Source organism: Achromobacter sp. 2789STDY5608615 (assembly GCF_001298995.1).
Taxonomy (GTDB): domain Bacteria; phylum Pseudomonadota; class Gammaproteobacteria; order Burkholderiales; family Burkholderiaceae_B; genus Achromobacter; species Achromobacter insuavis.
The window spans coordinates 35,916-53,219 of the sequence record NZ_CYTY01000041.1 but is presented as its reverse complement, the minus strand read 5'-3'; the positions used below and the strand labels follow the sequence as shown (position 1 = coordinate 53,219).

Sequence of the window (17,304 nt, the reverse complement as noted above, 5' to 3'; positions counted from 1 at the left end):
GAACGCTCCGGACCGCAATCGTTGGCGCCCCACCCGGCCCACCCCGCCGCAACAGGCGGCCTACGAAGCCACCACCGCAATCAAAAAAAACTACTTCGAATAAACCAAATCCCGTAGTCCCAACGACAACCCCGGCCAATAAGTAATCACCATCAGACAAACAATCACCACCCCCACAAACGGAATCAGCGGCTTGATCAACCTCTCCAACGGCAGCTTCGCCACCGCGCAGGCCGCGAACAGATTCACCCCGAACGGCGGCGTGATCATGCCCAGGGCCAGGTTGACCACCATGATGATGCCGAAGTGCACCGGGTCCACCCCGAACTTCAGCGCCACCGGCAGCAGCAGCGGGGCCAGCACCACGATCGAGGCCGAGGTCTCGATGAACATGCCGATCACGAACAGCGCCAGGTTCACGCCCATCAGGAACGAGAACTGGGTGTCGAACAGCTGCGCCAGCCACACGCCCAGCGCGTCGGGGATGCCGGCGCGGTTCAGCAGGAAGCTGAAGACGCCGGCGTTGGCGATCACGAACATGATCACGGCCGTCGACACCACCGACTTGTGCAGCGTGTCCGACAGTTGCTTGAAGCTCAGGCGGCGGTAGACGAACTTGCCCACCACCACCGCGTACATCACCGCCACCACCGAGGCCTCGGTCGGGGTGAAGACGCCGCCGTAGATGCCGCCCAGGATGATCACCGGCATCATCAGCGCCAGCCAGGCGCGCTTGAAGGCCGGCCACAGCGGCAGGCGGCCTTCGCCGTCGCGCTTGCCCAGGTTGTTGCGCTTGGCGTAGAACCAGACGTAGAACATCAGCGCCACGCCGATCAGGATGCCGGGCATGACGCCGGCGATGAACAGCTCGCCGGTGGAAGTGTCGGTGGACACCGCGAACAGGATCATCGGGATCGACGGCGGGATGATGACTCCCAGCTCGGCCGCGCTGGCCTGCAATGACGCGGCGAAGGGCGCGGGATAGCCGTGGCGGATCATGGCCGGGATCAGGATGGCGCCCACCGCGAAGGTGGTGGCGACGCTGGAGCCGGCGACCGCGGCGAAGATCATGCAGGTCAGCACGCAGGTGCAGGCCAGGCCGCCCTGGATGCCGCCGACCACGCTCTTGGCGAACTCCACCATGCGTTCTGAGATGCCGCCGGCTTCCATCAGGTTGCCGGCCAGGATGAAGAACGGAATGGCGACCAGCGGGTACTTGTCCAGCGCGGCATAGAGCTGCTGGGCCACCACCAGCCAGGGCAGGTTGGCGGCGCCGACCCCCGCCAGGCTGGCCAGCCCGATCGACACGGCGACCGGCACGGACAGCCCGAAGAAAATCAGCATCGAGACAATCATTAATTGGGACATGGCGATATCGGCTGCTTGGATTCGGGACGGGGGCTCAACCCTGCGCGTCGTTGCGCACGGGCGTGTTGTCTTCCTCGCCGGCGCACCAGCGCGCCAGCACGGCGATGGCGGCGAGCGTCGCGCCCACCGGGATCGCCAGGTAGATCCAGGAAATCGAGATGTCCAGGCTGGGCACGTTCTGGAAACGCACGCGGTAGGTCATCTGGCCGCCGATCCAGGCGATGAAGCCGAGAAAGCCGGCGCAGACCAGGCCGATGACGGCTTCCAGGATGCGGCGGCGCATGCCGCCCAGCAGGTTGCGCAGCAGTTCGACGCTGATCATGGCGCCGTGGCGGAAGGCCAGGGCCACGCCCAGCAGCACCGTCCAGATCAGCAGGGCGCGGGTCAGCACCTCGCTCCAGTCGGCGGGCGAATGCAGCACGAAGCGGGCGATGACCTGGTAGAAGGCGGCGGCCGCGGCGGCCACCAGCAGGAGTTGGGCGATGACCGACACCAGTTTGAACAGGACGCGGTCGAAGGCGCAGAGCAGACGCATGAGGATTTCCAGGGGCGGATGACAGGGCGCGCGGCGCCAGGGGGCGGGCGGAAACCGTTTCCGTCCGCCACCCGTGGCCGTGCCGGCCTTGCGCTTACTTGGTGTCGCGGATCGACTCGATCAGCTTCTTGTCGAACTTCTTGTAGTACTCGGGGTAGGCCGGCTCGACGGCGGCGGCGAAGGTGGCGCGGTCGACTTCCGTGACCTGCATGCCTTCCTTCTTGAGCTGCTCGACGCCGGTCTTCTCGATGTTGTCGACGTAGGCGCGCATGGCCTGGGCCGATTCCTTGCCGGCCTTGTCGAACTTGGCCTTGTCCTCGGCCGACAGGCCGTCATAGACGTTGGACGACATCAGCACCAGCGCCGGGCCGTAGACGTGGCCGGTCAGCGCCAGGTACTTCTGCATCTGCGACAGCTTGGCCGAGGTGATGACCGACAGCGGGTTTTCCTGGCCGTCGATGGTGCCCTGCTGCAAGGCGGTGGCCACTTCCGGCCAGGCCATCGGGGTCGGCAGGATGCCGATCTGGCGGAAGGCGGTGATGTGGATCGGGTTTTCCGTGGTGCGGATCTTCAGGCCCTTGGCGTCGGCCGGCGTCTTGACCGGGCGCACGTTGTTGGTCAGGTGGCGGAAGCCCTGTTCGCCCCAGGCCAGCGCGATGATGCCGCGGCTGGGGAACTTTGCCAGCATATCCTGTCCGATCTTGCTGTCGAGCACGTTGCGGGCGTGTTGCAGGTCGCGCAGCAGGAAGGGGATGTCGAAGACGCCGGTCTCGGGCACGAAGTTCAGGGTGGCGCCGGTCGAGACGATGGCCAGGTCGATGGTGCCGATCTGCAGGCCCTCGATCACTTCGCGCTCGCCGCCCAGCGCGCTGTTGGCGAATTGCTGTACCTTGTACTTGCCGTTGCTGGATGCCTCGATCGACTTGGCCAGGGCGTCGGCGCCGGCGCCATAGTGCGACGACGTGGACAGGGCATAGGCCATCTTCAGGGGAGTCTGGGCCGAGGCGGCCAGGGGCGCGGCGACCGCGCAGGCGGCAAGGATCGTGGCCGCGAGCCAGGATTTACGCATTGTCTTCTCCAGGGATTCGGTATTTTTTTGCAGTGGGTGTGCGGCGCCGCAAGGCGCTTCGCGCATGATAGCGGGATTCGGCCCCCATTCCGGCCGTTGGTTAACATTGGCAGATGATGGATTTCCCTGATGTCTCACGGGCCAGGCGCCCCGGCTTTTGGACCACCCTGGCGCTGGGCGCCCGCATGATGATGCGCGACGCCCGCGCCGGCGAGCTGCGCCTGCTGGTGCTGGCCCTGGTGGTGGCGGTGGCCGCCGTCACCAGCGTCGGCTTCCTGGCCGACCGCGTCAGCCGGGCCCTGGAGCGCGACGCCGGGCAGATGCTGGGCGCCGACCTGGTGCTGGACGCCGACGAGCCGGTGCCGGCCGCCTTCCTCGGCCAGGCCCGCGAACGCGGCCTGTCCGTCTCCAATACCTGGCAGTTCCCTTCCATGGTCAGCGCCGGCGACGGCGCCCAGCTCGCCGCCCTCAAGGCGGTCGAGCCGGGCTACCCGCTGCGCGGCGCCCTGCGGGTGACGGACGCGCCGTTCAATCCCGACGGTCCCACCCGCGACATCCCGCCCGAGGGCGCGGTCTGGGTGGACGGCCAGTTGCTGTCGCTGCTGGGCCTGAAGGTCGGCGACACCCTCAATGTGGGCGATGCCCACCTGCGCATCGACCGGGTCATCACCTATGAGCCCGACCGCGGCATGCAGTTCGTCAACGTCGCGCCGCGGGTGATGCTGCGGGCCAGCGACCTGCCGGCCACCGGGCTGATCGCGCCCGGCAGCCGCATCGGCTACGCCCTGCTGGTGGCGGGCCAGCCGGACGCGGTGGCCAACTACTCGGCCTGGCTCGGCCAGAACCTCAAGCGCGGCCAGAAGGTCGCCACGCTGGAATCGGGCCGGCCCGAGGTGCGCCGCACCCTGGACCGGGCGCAGCGCTTCCTGTCGCTGGTGGCGCTCCTGGCGGTGCTGATCTCGGCGGTGGCGGTGGCCCTGGCGGCCGGCCGCTACATGACCCGGCATCGCGACGGCATCGCCGTGATGCGCTGCCTGGGGGCGGTGCAGTCGCAGGTCTCGCGCATGCTGACCCTGGAATTCGCGCTGGTCGGCCTGTTCGCTTCGGCGGCGGGCTGCCTGCTGGGCTATGCGGTGCACCAGGTGCTGGTGATGCTGCTGGGCACGCTGATCGACACGACCCTGCCCGCGCCGTCGGCCATCCCGGCCCTGCAGGGGCTGCTGACCGGCCTCCTGCTGTTGCTGGGCTTCGCCCTGCCGGCCCTGGCGCAGTTGCGCCACGTGCCGCCGGCGCGGGTGCTGCGGCGCGACGCCGACGTCATCAGCGCCCGCAGCGCGCTCGGCTACGGCGTCGGCGCGGTCGGCTTCGCGCTGCTGATCTGGTGGTTCGCCGGCGACGCCAAGCTGGGCGGCGTGGTGGCGGGTGGGTTCCTGGGGGCGTTCGCGCTGTTCGCGCTGGTGGCCTGGCTCTGCATCCTGGGCCTGGCGCGCCTGCGCGGCCTGGCCGCCGGCCTGCCGGCGCTGCGGTTCGCGCTGGCCGGCGTGGTGCGCCGACGCGCCGCCACCATCACCCAGGTGTGCGCGCTGGCGGTGGGCCTGATGGCCCTGCTGCTGCTGGCCATGACCCGCACCGACCTGATCCAGGGCTGGCAGCGCACGCTGCCGCCGGACGCGCCCAACCGCTTCCTCATCAATGTGCAGCCCGACCAGCGCCAGGCCGTGACCGACGCGCTGACCCGCGAAGGGCTGGGCCAGATCGTGCTGTCGCCGATGGTGCGCGGCCGCCTGATCGCCGTCAACGGCAAGCCGGTGGGGCCGGACGACTACGAGGAGCCGCGCGCCAAGCGCCTGGTGGACCGCGAATTCAACCTGTCCTACGGCGAGCAGATGCCGTCGTCCAACCGCATCGAGGAGGGCCGCTGGCTCAAGCCGGGTTCGGCCGAGGTGTCGCTGGAGTCGGGTCTGGCCAAGACCCTGGGCATCAAGCTGGGCGACAAGATGACCTTCGACGTGGCCGGCCAGCAGTTCGAGGTGGCCGTGTCCAGCACCCGGCGGGTGGATTGGGATACGATGCGCGTCAATTTTTTCGCCATCCTGACGCCCGAGACCCTGGCCGACATGCCGCAAAGCTGGATCACATCCTTCTACCTGCCGCCGGAAAAGGCCCAGGTGCTGCCCGCGCTGGTGCGGCAGTTTCCGAACCTGACGGTGTTCGACGTGGGCGCCATCCTGCAACAGCTGCAGTCGGTGCTCAACGAGGTCGGCCGCGCGGTGCAGCTGCTGTTCCTGTTCACGCTGGCGGCCGGCGTGCTGGTGCTGTCGGCCGCGCTGACCGCCACCCGCGACGAACGCATGCGCGAGGCCGCGGTGCTGCGCGCGCTGGGCGCCACCCGCAGCCAGCTGGCGCGCTCGCAGCGCATCGAGCTGTGGGCCGTGGGCGGCCTGGCCGGCCTGCTGGCGGCGGCCGGCGCCAGCGCGATCGCTTGGGTTTTATCAACCCAGGTGTTCGATTTCACGATTACCCTCAGCCTTTGGCCCTGGCTGGTGGGGGTCGGCGCGGGTATGCTCGGCGCCTGGGCCGGTGGCGCGCTGGCGCTGCGCGGCGTGCTGCGCACCCCGCCGCTGGTCACCCTGAGAGAAACCTGATGACGACCTCCGTCCAAACCCCTGTCGAACCCGTGGAAACCTCCCGCAGCATTTTCGATCTCCTGGGCGGCGAGCCCGGCGTGCGCGCCCTGGTCGACCGCTTCTATGACCTGATGGACATGGAGCCGGACCTGAAGGAGCTGCGCGCCGCGCACGGCCCCAGCCTGGACGAGGCCCGCGACAAGCTGTTCTGGTTCCTGTGCGGCTATTTCGGCGGCCCGGACCACTATATAGAGCGCTTCGGCCATCCGCGCCTGCGGGCGCGGCACCTGCCGTTCTCGATCGGCGAGATCGAGCGCGACCAATGGGTGGCCTGCATGGGCCGCGCCATGGAGGACGAGGGCATCGACCCCGCCCTGGTCGAGCGCCTGCTGCAGGCCTTCTTCGGCGTGGCCGACTGGATGCGCAACCGTGAAGGCTGAGCGGGACCCCACCGGCGCCCGGCGCCATCGCTGGCCGGCGCCGCTGGCCGGCGCCATGCTGGCCGACCCGCGCCTGGGCGAATCGGGCCCCGAACTGTTCAACCCGGCCCACTATGGCGACCGCGCCCGGCCGGTGGACGCCGGCGGCCGTCAGGCCGCCTGGTTCGTGCAGGGGCAGGGCTGGCAGGGCGTGTTGCGGCGCTACCGGCGCGGCGGGTTGATCGCCAAGCTCAGCCGCGACACCTACCTGTGGGCGGGCGAGGCCCGCACCCGCAGCTTCCGCGAGTTCCGCTTGCTGGCCGCGATGCGCGCCCAGGGGCTGCCGGTGCCGGCGCCGCTGGCCGCGGCCTACTGGCGCCAGGGGCCGACCTACCGCGCCGCCATCGTGGTCGAGCGCATCCCCGGCGTGCGGCCGCTGGCCCAGGCGCTGGTCGAACCCCTGTGGCAGCCGGTGGCCGAGGCCATTGCGCGCATGCACCGGGCCGGCGTCTGGCACGCCGACCTGAACGCCTTCAACATCCTGATCGGCTCGGACGGCCAGGTCTGGCTGATCGATTTCGACCGCGGCACGCAGGGCGGCCTGTCCGACCGCCAGCGCCAGGGCAACCTGGAACGCCTGCGCCGCTCCCTGGTCAAAGTGGCGGGGGAGGACGGCGAGCGCTTCTGGCTCAAATTGCGCGACAGCTACTGGACCGCCTGGGGGGTTGGCGTACAGCCTTGAGGCAGGCGGCGCCACCGGCCCGATCCGGGCCCAATTGCGGCAAATTGCGCTAAATCTCCCGGTAAGGTTGGGCAGGTCATCGCTAAAAGGCTTTATGATTCCGCCTTTTGGTACTCCTGTAACTTACGGCATATAGCTGGGGGGGGCTGGTAATGAAACTACGGGCGGGAATGCGCTGGGCGCTGGGGACGATGCTGATCGCGGCAGCCACGTCGGCGGCGGTGGCGCAGAACAAGGTCGTCAACGTCTACAACTGGGCCGAATACACGGCTCCGGACACGATCTCGGGTTTCGAGAAGGAAACCGGCATCAAGGTCCGCTACGACGTCTACGACAGCAACGACACCCTGCAGGCCAAGCTCCTGGCCGGCAAATCGGGTTACGACGTCGTTGTCCCGTCCACGCATTACGCCTCGCGCCAGATCGAGGCCGGCCTGTTCCAGAAACTGGACAAGTCCAAGATCCCCAACTGGAAGTACCTGGATCCCGACGTCATGGCGCTGGTCGCCGCGGTCGATCCCGGCAACGAATACGCCATTCCCTGGGGCTACGGCACCAACGGCCTGGGCTACAACGTCACCAAGGTCAAGCAGATCATGGGCGACAACGTCGACCTGGGCAACTGGGACATGATCTTCAAGCCCGAGAACGCCGCCAAGCTCAAGGAATGCGGCATCTCGATGCTGGACGAGGCCGCGCAGGTGTTCCCGGCGGTGCTCAAGTGCCTGGGCAAGGACCCCAACGGCGCCAACCCGGACGACTACAAGGCCGCGCTGGACGTGCTCAAGCAGATCCGGCCGTACATCCGCCAGTTCAGCTCGTCGGGCTACATCGACGAGCTGGCCGTGGGCGACCTGTGCATGGTCTACGGCTTCTCGGGCGACGTCATGATCGCCCGCAAGCGCGCCCAGGAGGCCAAGAAAGCCTATGAAGTGAACTACTTCATTCCCAAGGGCGGCGCCCCGGCCTGGTTCGACCTGATGGTCATCCCGAAGGACGCGCCGCATCCGGAAGAAGCCCTGGCGTTCATCAACTACATCGAGACGCCCAAGGTCCACGCCGCCATCACCAACACCATGTTCTACCCGAACGCCAACAAAGAGGCGCGGCAGTACGTGGTCAAGGACGTGGCCGACAACCCCATGATCTACCCGTCGCCCGAGGTCTCCAAGACCCTGTATGTCATCAAGGCGCAGCCCTTGAACATCCAACGCCTGCAGACGCGCATGTGGGCCGAGCTGAAATCGGGGCGCTGATCATCATGACCGATAGCCGTTACTCGGCGCAGCTTGCGGCCGATCCGGACGAGTTCGTCCGGGTGACCGACGTGGTGAAGATTTTCGGCGACGTGGTCGCCGTGCGTTCCGTCAATCTCTCGGTCAAGCGCAACGAGATCTTCGCGCTGCTGGGCAGCTCCGGCAGCGGCAAATCGACCCTGTTGCGCATGCTGGCCGGCTTCGAGGAAGCCACCTCGGGCCAGATCCTGCTCGATGGCGAGGACATCACCAGCGTGCCGCCGTACCGGCGGCCGGTCAACATGATGTTCCAGTCGTACGCGCTGTTCCCGCACATGACGGTCGAGGCCAACGTGGCCTTCGGCCTGAAGCAGGAGGGCGTGGATCGCGCCGAGATCCACGACCGCGTGTTCGAGGCGCTCGACCTGGTGCAGATGGCCGGCTATTCGCGCCGCAAGCCCAACCAGCTGTCCGGCGGCCAGCAGCAGCGCGTGGCGCTGGCGCGCAGCCTGGTCAAGCGGCCCAAGCTGCTGCTGCTGGACGAGCCGATGTCGGCGCTGGACAAGCAGATCCGCCAGAAGACCCAGATCGAGCTGGTCAAGATCCTGGAGCAGGTCGGCGTGACCTGCATCATGGTGACCCACGACCAGGAAGAGGCCATGACCATGGCGCACCGCCTGGCGGTCATGACCGACGGCCAGATCGTCCAGTGCGGCACGCCGCAGGACGTCTACGCCTTCCCGAACTCGCGCTTCGTCGCCAGCTTCATCGGTTCGACCAACATGTTCACCGGCACCATCGTGGTCGATGAACCCGACCACGTCGCCATCGAAAGCCCCGAACTGAGCCGCCCGCTGTACGTCAGCCACGGCGTCAGCGAGCCGCTGGGCATGGACGTGCACGTCTCCATCCGCCCCGAGCGCATGGTGGTGTCGCGCGAGCAGCCCGCCGGCGACTACAACTGGGCCCACGGCATGGTCAGCCACATGGCCTGGATGGGCAGCTACGCGCTCTACCAGATCCGCCTGGATTCCGGCGCCATGGTCGAGGCCAGCGTGCCCAGCCTGCAGCTGGCCCAACTGGACGCCCCGGGCATCGACGAAGAGATCTTCGTCAGCTGGGACGCCGACAGCGCGACGGTGCTGGCGTCATGAGCCGCTTCTCGCCCCGCGACTGGCTGCCCTCGGGCCGGACGCTGGTGGTGGTGCCGCCGTTCGCCTGGCTGGTGCTGTTCCTGCTGGTGCCGTTCCTGCTGGTGTTCAAGATCAGCTTCGCCGAGCTCAAGTTCGGCATTCCGCCGTACACCGCGCTGGCGGAATTCAAGGACGAGGCGGTGCAGTTCAGCCTGCACCTGCGCGGCTACATCCTGCTGTTCACCGACAGCCTGTATTTCGCCACCTACCTCAGCTCGGTCAAGATCGCCGCCATCACCACGCTGGCCTGTGTGCTGATCGGCTATCCCATGGCGTACTACATCGCGCGCTCGTCGCCGCGCGTGCGCAACCTGCTGCTGCTGGGCGTGATCCTGCCGTTCTGGACCTCGCTGCTGCTGCGCGTGTATGCCTGGGTCGGCATCCTGCGCAACGACGGCCTCTTGAACAACTTCCTGCAATGGCTCGGCATCATCTCCAGCCCGCTGGAGATCTACCGCACCGACCTGGCCGTGTACATCGGCATGGTCTATGCGTACCTGCCGTTCTTCATCCTGCCGCTGTACGCCACGCTGGTGAAGATGGACCTGCGCCTGCTGGAAGCCGCCTACGACCTGGGCGCCAAGCCCTGGCAGGCGTTCTGGCAGATCACCGTGCCGCTGTCGCGCCAGGGCGTGATCGCCGGCGCCATGCTGGTGTTCATCCCGGCGGTCGGCGAATACGTCATTCCCGAAATGCTGGGCGGCGCCAACACGCTGATGATGGGCCGGGTCATGTGGAACGAGTTCTTCAACAATACCGATTGGCCGATGGCCTCGGCGGTGACCTGCGTGATGGTGCTGCTGTTGCTGGTGCCGCTGGCGCTGTTCCAGTACAACCAGGTCAAGCAGCAGGAACTGGCCAGCGGAGGCCGCAAATGAACGGTCCCAACAAGACCTTGCGCGCCGTGGTGCTGGGGCTGGGCTACTTCTTCCTGTACGTGCCCATCATCAGCCTGATGGTGTTCTCGTTCAACGAATCGCCCGCCGTCACCTCCTGGACCGGTTTCTCGTTCCGCTGGTACCACTCGCTGTTCAATGACGACGCGCTGCTGCGCGCGGCCTGGCTGTCGTTCCGCATCGCCGCCATGACCGCCACCGCGGCCGTCATCATCGGCACCTGGGCCGGTTACGTGCTGGGGCGCATGGGCCGTTTCCGCGGTTTCGCGCTGTACGTCGGCATGCTGAGCGCGCCGCTGGTGATCCCCGAAGTGGTGCTGGGCATCTCGCTCCTGCTGATGTTCGTGGAACTGCGCGGCCACCTCGGCTGGCCGGCCGAGAACGGCATCTTCACCATCTGGGTCGGCCACGTGACGCTGTGCATGGCCTTCGTGGCGGTGGTGATCCAGACCCGCATCCGCGACCTCGACCGCTCGCTGGAAGAGGCCGCGCTGGACCTGGGCGCCACGCCCATCACCGTGTTCTTCAAGATCACGCTGCCGCTGATCGCGCCGGCGCTGGCCTCGGCCTGGCTGCTATCCTTCACGCTGTCGCTGGACGACGTGGTGCTGGCGTCGTTCCTGTCCGGCCCCAGCTCCAGCACCCTGCCGATGGAAGTCTTTTCGCGGGTGCGGCTGGGCCTGAAACCCGAGATCAATGCGTTGGCGACGCTGTTCATCCTGGCGGTGGGCACCTGCGTCATCCTGGCCAACCGCATGCAATGGCGCAAGGAGTCCGAACCCAAATGAAGCAAACCACCCTGTATGGCCTGACCAAGTGCAGCACCTGCGTCAAGGCGCGCGAGTGGCTGACCGCGAACGGCGTCGATCACCAGTTCATCGACTACCGCGACCACCCGGTGCCGGCCGCCACCCTGAAGGAATGGGCCGGTCAGCTCGGCGGCTGGGAAAAACTGGTCAACCGCGCCTCGATGACCTGGCGCAATCTGCCCGACGATCGCAAGACGGCCAGCACCGATGCGCAGTGGACCAAGCTGATCGCCGAGTTTCCGGCGCTGGTGCGCCGCCCGGTGGCGGTGACGGCCGACGGCGAGGTCGGCGTCGGCTTCAGCGAAAAGCGCTACGGCGAACGCTTCGCCTGACACCGTGGCTGCCATGGCCGACAAGGCATCGCGCCGCGCCGGCAAGGCGTTGCCCGATGCCTTTTTTGATCGCGACGCGCGCCAGCTGGCGCGAGAACTGCTGGGCAAGGTGGTGCGCCATCGCGTCGACGGCCTGTGGCTGTCGGCGCGCATCATCGAGACCGAGGCCTACTACCTGGAAGAGAAGGGCAGCCACGCCTCGCTCGGCTACACCCACAAGCGCCGCGCCCTGTTCATGGATGGCGGCGTGGTCTACATGTATTACGCCCGCGGCGGCGACTCGCTCAATTTCAGCGCGGGCGGCCCCGGCAACGCGGTCCTGATCAAGTCCGCCTATCCCTGGGTCGACGCCGTTTCCGGCCCCGACGCGCTGGCCCGCATGCAGGCCCTGAACCCCGATGCCCAGGGGCGGCCGCGGCCGCCGGGCCGGCTGTGCGCCGGCCAGACGCTGCTGTGCCGCGCGCTCGGCCTGAAGGTGCCCGACTGGGACGCGCGCCGCTTCGATCCCGAGGCGCTGTACGTCGAGGACGTGGGCGAGTCGCCCCAGGTGCTGATCAGCGCCACGCGGCTGGGCATTCCCGCCGGACGCGACGAACACCTGGAATACCGTTACGTTGATCCGGCCTACGCGGCCTGGTGCACCCGCAACCCGCTGCGCCGGGGGCAGCAGGCGGGGCGGGACTATCACTGGGTGGACGGGTCGGGGGCGCCCCTCAAGCGGGCGCCCTGAGGACGCGGCTCAGGTCCCGGGGTCGACGCGGTTCGCGGCCCTGAGCGCCGCCTCGCGGGCGCGCCGGGCCATCGCGGCCCGCATTTCGGCGTACTTGCGCTGGATCCGCTTGCGGTTCAGGCGCTTGCTCCAGGCGTATACCGGCACCAGCGGCAGCACGCCGAAGCCGTCAATCAGGAACAGCCCCGACTTGCCGTCGGCATTCAGGCCGCAGGCGATGTTGCTGGGCGACAGGTCGTGCAGCACCACGTGGGCGTCGGCCAGGTCTTCGACGAACTCGTCCAGTTGCGCTGACAGCGCCTCGTCCATCTTGCCTTGGCGCGCCAGGTCGGCCACCGTGGGGGCGATGTTGCCGACCTCGTCGGTGATCTTCTCGACCAGCAGGCCCAGGCCCAGCGTGGTCTGGGCCAGGCCCAGGATGCGCGCCATCGGCACCCGCCAGACGCCCGAGGGGCGCGTGGTGGTGGTGACGTATTCAGTGATTTCGTTCAGGTAGACGCGGTAGGCGCTTTCGCGCTGGTACTGTTTGTACCAGCGCTTGAACGGGCGGGTTTCGAGATAGACCGCGCGCGCCTGCATGTCCATGACCTTGACGAGCAGGGAAGGCGCATGGGGATGCTGGAAGATATGACGGTCCCCGCCCACTGCGACTGGCGTTTCGTCATTGAGATTCAATGGGCCGAAGACGGAGCCGAAGGCGACGGGGGACGGACAGAATGTTGGGAGATCAGCTGTATTCAACTGCTTTTAAGGTTATATGTAAGTTGTTAACAGTTTAATGCCGTTGCTTGCTTTTCGCTTTTTGAAGCCTCAAGGAAGTCGTTTCCGATGACTACGGGGGCCGGATCAGAGTCCTATAATTTCACGCGCCCGGCGTGGGCGCGCGGCGTTGAGAAGGGGCCACTTTGTCGAATGATGTTCTGCTATGGATTGCCGCGGGCGGCGCGGTGCTGGCTTGCCTGATTGCCTTGCTGGCCTGGCTGTCGCGGCCGGCGCGCGATGACCGGCTCGACGCGCTGCTGGAAGGCCTGGAGCGCACCGAGCGCGCCCTGCGCGCCGACATGGCAGAGAGTCAGCGCGGCCTGCGCGCCGAGTTCGCCGAATCCACCCGCGGCCTGCGCCAGGAACTTGCCCAATCCCACGGCGACCTGCGCGCCGCCCTGACGCGCGACGCGCAGGCGGCGCGGGCCGAATCGGCCGAGTCGCTGGCGCGTTTCGCGGCGGGTTTCGGCGACCAATTGCAGGGACTCATCCAGATCAATGAGCGGCGCCTGATGGAGGTGCGGACCACGGTCGATCAGCGCCTGCAAGCGTTGCAGAATGACAACAGCGCGAAGCTGGACGACATGCGCCGCACCGTCGACGAGAAGCTCCACGCCACGCTTGAGCAGCGCCTGGGCGAATCGTTCAAGCAGGTGTCGGACCGTCTCGAGGCCGTGCACAAGGGGCTGGGCGAGATGCAGGCGCTGGCCGCCGGCGTCGGCGATCTCAAGCGCGTGCTGACCAACGTCAAGTCGCGCGGCACCTGGGGCGAGGTGCAGCTGGCGCGGCTGATCGAGGACAACATGACCCCCGAGCAGTACGCCGCCAACATCAAGCCGGTGCCGGGCAGCGACGCGGTGGTCGAATTCGCCATCCGCCTGCCGGGGCGGGGCGATGGCGCCGCCCCGGTCTGGCTGCCGATCGACGCCAAGTTCCCCAAGGAAGAATACGAGCGCCTGATGGACGCGCAGGAAGCCGCCGACGCCGAGGGCGTGAAGGCCGCCGGCGCCGCGCTGGGCAAGGCGGTCGAGGTGCAGGCGCGGCTGATCGCCGGCAAGTACGTGGCGCCGCCGCACACCACCGACTTCGCCATCATGTTCCTGCCGACCGAAAGCCTGTACGCCGAAGTGCTGCGGCGTCCCGGCCTGCTGGACCGCCTGCACGACCTGCGCATCAACGTGGCCGGGCCCAGCAACTTGGCCGCCCTGCTCAACAGCCTGCAGATGGGCTTTCGCACGCTGGCCATCGAGCAGCGTTCGTCCGAGGTCTGGCAGGTGCTGCGCGCGGTCAAGACCGAGTTCGGCAAGTTCGGCGACGCGCTGGCCGGCGTCAAGAAGACGCTGGACACCGCCAGCAGCAAGATCGGCCAGACCGAGGTGCGCACGCGCGCCATGCTGCGCAACCTCAAGAGCGTCGAGGCCCTGCCCGAAGCCGAGGCGCTGCGCCTGCTGGGCGGCGAAGGCGCCGTGGCCGATGACGGCGCGGACGACGCCGCCACCGACGACGCGCCGGCCGCGCCGGGTTCCGGCGCCTGATTCGCGCGGCCGTCGCCGGGCCCGGCTTGTGACCCGGGCGCTCTGTCGATATCCTCATACTTGCGGCATTCCGCCGTCGATATCTGGAGCATCGTAAGCATGGGCACGGCTGACCGAGTTGATTCCTCTTCCTTCGACGCGATGGCGCTGGGCGCCGATATCGCCCAGGGAGCCACGACGGCGCTTGCCGCGATGCAGCAGGCGCTGGAGCGGGTGGCGGCGCGCAATCCGTCGATCAACGCGGCCTGCGGCGTGCAGGCCGAACTGGGCCTGGACCTGGCGCGCGCGCTGGACGGCGAGCTGGCGGCGCTGACAGACGAGCAGCGGCTCGCCCTGCTGGACGAACGTCCGTTCCTGGGCGTGCCGACCCTGCTCAAGGACCTTGGCACCGCGGCGCTGGGCCTGCCCAGCGCCATGGGCTCGGTGCTGTACGGCCAGGTCGACTGGAGCGTCGACGCCGAGATCGTCACGCGCTACCGCCGCGCCGGCCTGATCCCGTTCGGCCGCAGCACCAGCGCCGAACTGGGCCTGAGCCCCACCAGCGAATCGCCCGTCTACGGCGCGCCCACCCAGAACCCCTGGAAGGCCGGCCACAGCGCCGGCGGTTCCAGCGGCGGCGCCGGCGCGGCGCTGGCCAGCGGCATGGTGCGCATCGCGCACGGCAGCGACGGCGGCGGCTCGATCCGCATTCCCGCCTCGTGTTGCGGCGTGCTCGGCCTGAAGCCCTCGCGCGGCATGATGCCGCTGGGACCGCTCAAGGGCGAGGGCTGGGGCGGCCTGGCCACCGAACACATGATGACCCTGTCGGTGCGCGACTGCGCCGCGGCGCTGGACATCAGCGCCGGCGCCGATGTCGGCGCGCCCTATGCCGCGCCGGCCAGGCCGGGCGAGTCCTACCGCGACATCGTGGCGCGAGTGGCGGCCGATCCGCGCTCGGCGCCGCGCCGCCGCATCGCCTACATCAACACCACCTACGAAGGCCAGGCCATCCATCCCGAGGTCGCGGCCGCGGTCGACGAGGCCGCGCGCCTGTTCGCCGGCCTGGACCACGAACTGGTGGCGGCCGCGCCGCCGGTGGGTTCCGAGGAAGTGCTGTCGCCGATGCTGCCGCTGATCGCCAGCGCCGCCGCCAACGCCATCGACAGCTACGTCGGCGCCCGCAACCGCCGGCTCGCCGCGGACGAATTGCAGCCCACCACGCTCGGCGCGCGCGAATACGCCCGCGCCATTTCCGGCGCCCAGTACGTGGCCTGCGTCGACGCCTGCCACGAGATCACGCGCCGCATCGGCCGCTTCCTGCATCGCGAAGGCACGCAGGGCCACGACCTGTTCCTGTCGCCGGTGCTGGCGCAATTGCCGGCGCCCATCGGCCGCTACGCGATGGACAACGCCGACTACCTGGCCTACCGCCTGGGCAAGAAGGGCGTGATCGGCTATTCGCCGTTCGCGCCGCTGGCCAACCTGACGGGCATGCCCGCCATTTCCATTCCGTTCGGCCTGTCGGCCGACGGCCTGCCGATCGGCATCCAGGTCATGGGCCCGCTGGGCAGCGAGGCCTGGCTGCTGGAACTGGCCGCCCAGGTCGAGGCCCTGCGGCCCTGGCAGCGGGTGGCGCCCATCGCCAGATAGGCGCGCGGGCGGGACGCGCCGGCCGTCGCGGCGCGCCATCGAATAGCGAATAGGAGCAGCCAGCATGCCGTCGTTCGTGACTCATACCGTCCTTAACCAGGTTCCGCCCCTGGAAGACTATTCGTTGTTCGACACCGACCCGGCGCTGCGCGAGGCCGCCGCGCGCGAGGGCGCCGGCGCCTGGACCGGCGACCTGGCCGCGCATGGCGCCTGGCTTGGACGGGCGCAGACGCTGGCCGCCGGCGCCGACGCCAACCGCTGTCCGCCGCGGCTGGTGGCCTACGACCGGGCCGGCCATCGCATCGACCACGTGGATTTCCATCCGGCCTGGCAACTGCTGATGAGCGGCATCGTGGCGCGCGGCCTGCACAGCCGCGCCTGGGCGCAGCCGGTGCCGGGCGCGCAGGTGGCGCGGGCCGCGGCCTATCTGATGCAGGGCCAGGTCGAGGCCGGCACGCTGTGCCCGACCACCATGACCTTTGCCGCCGTGCCGCTGCTGCAGCGCGAACCGGCGGGCGTGGTGGACTACGGCGGCGACTGGCTGCCGGCGCTGTATTCGCGTGAATTCGACGGCGCCGATGCGCCGCTGGCGGGCAAGCGCGGCGCGTTGATCGGCATGGGTCTGACCGAAAAGCAGGGCGGTTCCGACCTGCGCGCGGTCACCACCCGCGCCACGCCGCTGGGCGCGGCCGGGCGCGGCTGCGCTTATCAGCTGGTGGGCCACAAATGGTTCTTTTCGGTGCCGCAGGCCGACGCCCACCTGGTGCTGGCGCAGACCGACGAAGGGCTCAGCTGCTTTTTCGTGCCGCGCTGGATTCCGGGCGGCCCGCGCAACGCGGTGCGCATCCGCCGCCTGAAGGACAAGCTGGGCAACCACAGCAACGCCAGCGCCGAAGTCGAGTTCGAGGACGCCTGGGGCGTCATGGTGGGCGAGCCGGGCCGCGGCCTGGCGGTGCTGCTCGAGATGGCCGCCACCACCCGGCTCGATTGTGTGCTGGGCAGCGCCGCGCTGCTGCGCCAGGCGCTGGTGCAGTCGCTGCACCATGCCGGTCACCGCCACGCCTTCGGCAAGCCGCTGCTGGCGCAAACGCTGATGCGCAACGTGCTGGGCGACCTGGCGCTGGAGGCCGAGGCCGCGCAGGCGCTGGCGCTGCGGCTGGCGCGCGCGGTGGACGAGCGCGCCGACGCCGGGGCGCGCGCGCTGGCGCGGGTCGGCACGCCGGCCGCCAAGCTGTGGGTCTGCAAGCGCGCGATCGCGGCGGTGGCCGAATGCATGGAGGCCTGGGGCGGCAACGGCTACGTCGAAGAGGGGCCGATGCCGCGCCTGTACCGTGAAACCCCGGTCAATTCCATCTGGGAAGGGTCGGGCAACGTCATGGCGCTGGACGTGTTGCGGGCCTTGCAGCGCGAGCCCGAGGCGCTG

At 68.6% G+C, this 17,304-nt stretch carries 16 protein-coding genes; 12 read left to right on the top strand and 4 right to left on the bottom strand.

Features of this window, described 5'->3' with window-relative positions; genetic code table 11:
• Positions 1–90: 90 nt before the first annotated feature.
• The 3 genes from AOZ49_RS26145 to AOZ49_RS26135 all read right to left on the bottom strand — a co-directional run bounded on the left by AOZ49_RS26145 (position 91) and on the right by AOZ49_RS26135 (position 2,972).
• A complete protein-coding gene (locus tag AOZ49_RS26145) occupies positions 91–1,368 on the bottom strand; it encodes a TRAP transporter large permease (protein WP_054478595.1) in 1,278 nt (425 codons plus the stop codon).
• A gap of 34 nt (positions 1,369–1,402) precedes the next feature.
• Complete coding sequence (locus tag AOZ49_RS26140; protein WP_054434359.1) at positions 1,403–1,903, bottom strand: TRAP transporter small permease; 501 nt, start codon at positions 1,901–1,903, stop codon at positions 1,403–1,405.
• 94 nt (positions 1,904–1,997) lie between these two features.
• A complete protein-coding gene (locus AOZ49_RS26135; RefSeq protein ID WP_054478593.1) occupies positions 1,998–2,972 on the bottom strand; it encodes a TRAP transporter substrate-binding protein in 975 nt (324 codons plus the stop codon).
• A 113-nt stretch (positions 2,973–3,085) separates the two neighbouring features.
• On the opposite strand from AOZ49_RS26135, the gene AOZ49_RS26130 reads away from it, so the two are divergent.
• From AOZ49_RS26130 to AOZ49_RS26090, 9 genes are all read left to right on the top strand, one after another.
• Entirely contained in the window at positions 3,086–5,617 is a 2,532-nt protein-coding gene (locus tag AOZ49_RS26130; protein ID WP_054478591.1) for an ABC transporter permease, read from the top strand.
• Complete coding sequence (locus AOZ49_RS26125) at positions 5,617–6,039, top strand: group II truncated hemoglobin (protein ID WP_082380588.1); 423 nt, start codon at positions 5,617–5,619, stop codon at positions 6,037–6,039. The genes AOZ49_RS26130 and AOZ49_RS26125 overlap by 1 nt, the downstream gene beginning before the upstream one ends.
• A 55-nt stretch (positions 6,040–6,094) precedes the next feature.
• Positions 6,095–6,760 carry a 3-deoxy-D-manno-octulosonic acid kinase gene (locus AOZ49_RS26120; protein ID WP_369815876.1) on the top strand — a complete coding sequence of 222 codons (666 nt, stop codon included), beginning with the start codon at positions 6,095–6,097 and terminating at the stop codon, positions 6,758–6,760.
• Positions 6,761–6,912: 152 nt separating this feature from the next.
• Positions 6,913–8,016 carry a polyamine ABC transporter substrate-binding protein gene (locus AOZ49_RS26115; protein WP_054478587.1) on the top strand — a complete coding sequence of 368 codons (1,104 nt, stop codon included), beginning with the start codon at positions 6,913–6,915 and terminating at the stop codon, positions 8,014–8,016.
• A 5-nt stretch (positions 8,017–8,021) separates the two neighbouring features.
• Positions 8,022–9,149 carry an ABC transporter ATP-binding protein gene (locus tag AOZ49_RS26110; RefSeq protein ID WP_054478601.1) on the top strand — a complete coding sequence of 376 codons (1,128 nt, stop codon included), beginning with the start codon at positions 8,022–8,024 and terminating at the stop codon, positions 9,147–9,149.
• The gene (locus tag AOZ49_RS26105) at positions 9,146–10,066 is read left to right on the top strand and encodes an ABC transporter permease subunit (protein WP_054478585.1); all 921 of its coding nucleotides are present in this window, start codon (positions 9,146–9,148) and stop codon (positions 10,064–10,066) included. Before AOZ49_RS26110 ends, AOZ49_RS26105 begins: the two co-directional genes overlap by 4 nt.
• Positions 10,063–10,872, top strand: coding sequence for an ABC transporter permease subunit (locus AOZ49_RS26100; protein WP_006384055.1), 810 nt, complete (start codon positions 10,063–10,065; stop codon positions 10,870–10,872). The genes AOZ49_RS26105 and AOZ49_RS26100 overlap by 4 nt, the downstream gene beginning before the upstream one ends.
• Complete coding sequence (locus AOZ49_RS26095) at positions 10,869–11,225, top strand: Spx/MgsR family RNA polymerase-binding regulatory protein (protein WP_054434374.1); 357 nt, start codon at positions 10,869–10,871, stop codon at positions 11,223–11,225. The genes AOZ49_RS26100 and AOZ49_RS26095 overlap by 4 nt, the downstream gene beginning before the upstream one ends.
• A 13-nt stretch (positions 11,226–11,238) precedes the next feature.
• Positions 11,239–11,955, top strand: coding sequence for a DNA-3-methyladenine glycosylase (locus AOZ49_RS26090; RefSeq protein WP_156350559.1), 717 nt, complete (start codon positions 11,239–11,241; stop codon positions 11,953–11,955).
• 9 nt (positions 11,956–11,964) lie between these two features.
• Here AOZ49_RS26090 and AOZ49_RS26085 read toward each other — a convergent pair whose 3' ends face one another.
• Positions 11,965–12,696, bottom strand: coding sequence for a PhoP regulatory network YrbL family protein (locus AOZ49_RS26085; RefSeq protein ID WP_054434378.1), 732 nt, complete (start codon positions 12,694–12,696; stop codon positions 11,965–11,967).
• A gap of 164 nt (positions 12,697–12,860) precedes the next feature.
• Between AOZ49_RS26085 and rmuC the strand changes: the two genes are divergently transcribed.
• From rmuC to AOZ49_RS26070, 3 genes are all read left to right on the top strand, one after another.
• Complete coding sequence (gene rmuC / locus AOZ49_RS26080) at positions 12,861–14,252, top strand: DNA recombination protein RmuC (protein ID WP_054434380.1); 1,392 nt, start codon at positions 12,861–12,863, stop codon at positions 14,250–14,252.
• A 99-nt stretch (positions 14,253–14,351) separates the two neighbouring features.
• Positions 14,352–15,881, top strand: a complete 1,530-nt coding sequence (locus AOZ49_RS26075) for an amidase (protein ID WP_054478584.1) — start codon at positions 14,352–14,354, stop codon at positions 15,879–15,881.
• 64 nt (positions 15,882–15,945) lie between these two features.
• Positions 15,946–17,304 (top strand): isovaleryl-CoA dehydrogenase (locus AOZ49_RS26070; protein WP_054478581.1); only part of this gene is annotated, 1,359 nt, incomplete at its 3' end.

Bases quoted from the DNA above. Each gene is read 5' to 3' on its own strand.
- AOZ49_RS26145 (WP_054478595.1), bottom strand. From the start codon at position 1,368: ATGTCCCAATTAATGATTGTCTCGATGCTGATTTTCTTCGGGCTGTCC.
- AOZ49_RS26140 (WP_054434359.1), bottom strand. From the start codon at position 1,903: ATGCGTCTGCTCTGCGCCTTCGACCGCGTCCTGTTCAAACTGGTGTCG.
- AOZ49_RS26135 (WP_054478593.1), bottom strand. From the start codon at position 2,972: ATGCGTAAATCCTGGCTCGCGGCCACGATCCTTGCCGCCTGCGCGGTC.
- AOZ49_RS26130 (WP_054478591.1), top strand. From the start codon at position 3,086: ATGATGGATTTCCCTGATGTCTCACGGGCCAGGCGCCCCGGCTTTTGG.
- AOZ49_RS26125 (WP_082380588.1), top strand. From the start codon at position 5,617: ATGACGACCTCCGTCCAAACCCCTGTCGAACCCGTGGAAACCTCCCGC.
- AOZ49_RS26120 (WP_369815876.1), top strand. From the start codon at position 6,095: ATGCTGGCCGACCCGCGCCTGGGCGAATCGGGCCCCGAACTGTTCAAC.
- AOZ49_RS26115 (WP_054478587.1), top strand. From the start codon at position 6,913: ATGAAACTACGGGCGGGAATGCGCTGGGCGCTGGGGACGATGCTGATC.
- AOZ49_RS26110 (WP_054478601.1), top strand. From the start codon at position 8,022: ATGACCGATAGCCGTTACTCGGCGCAGCTTGCGGCCGATCCGGACGAG.
- AOZ49_RS26105 (WP_054478585.1), top strand. From the start codon at position 9,146: ATGAGCCGCTTCTCGCCCCGCGACTGGCTGCCCTCGGGCCGGACGCTG.
- AOZ49_RS26100 (WP_006384055.1), top strand. From the start codon at position 10,063: ATGAACGGTCCCAACAAGACCTTGCGCGCCGTGGTGCTGGGGCTGGGC.
- AOZ49_RS26095 (WP_054434374.1), top strand. From the start codon at position 10,869: ATGAAGCAAACCACCCTGTATGGCCTGACCAAGTGCAGCACCTGCGTC.
- AOZ49_RS26090 (WP_156350559.1), top strand. From the start codon at position 11,239: ATGGCCGACAAGGCATCGCGCCGCGCCGGCAAGGCGTTGCCCGATGCC.
- AOZ49_RS26075 (WP_054478584.1), top strand. From the start codon at position 14,352: ATGGGCACGGCTGACCGAGTTGATTCCTCTTCCTTCGACGCGATGGCG.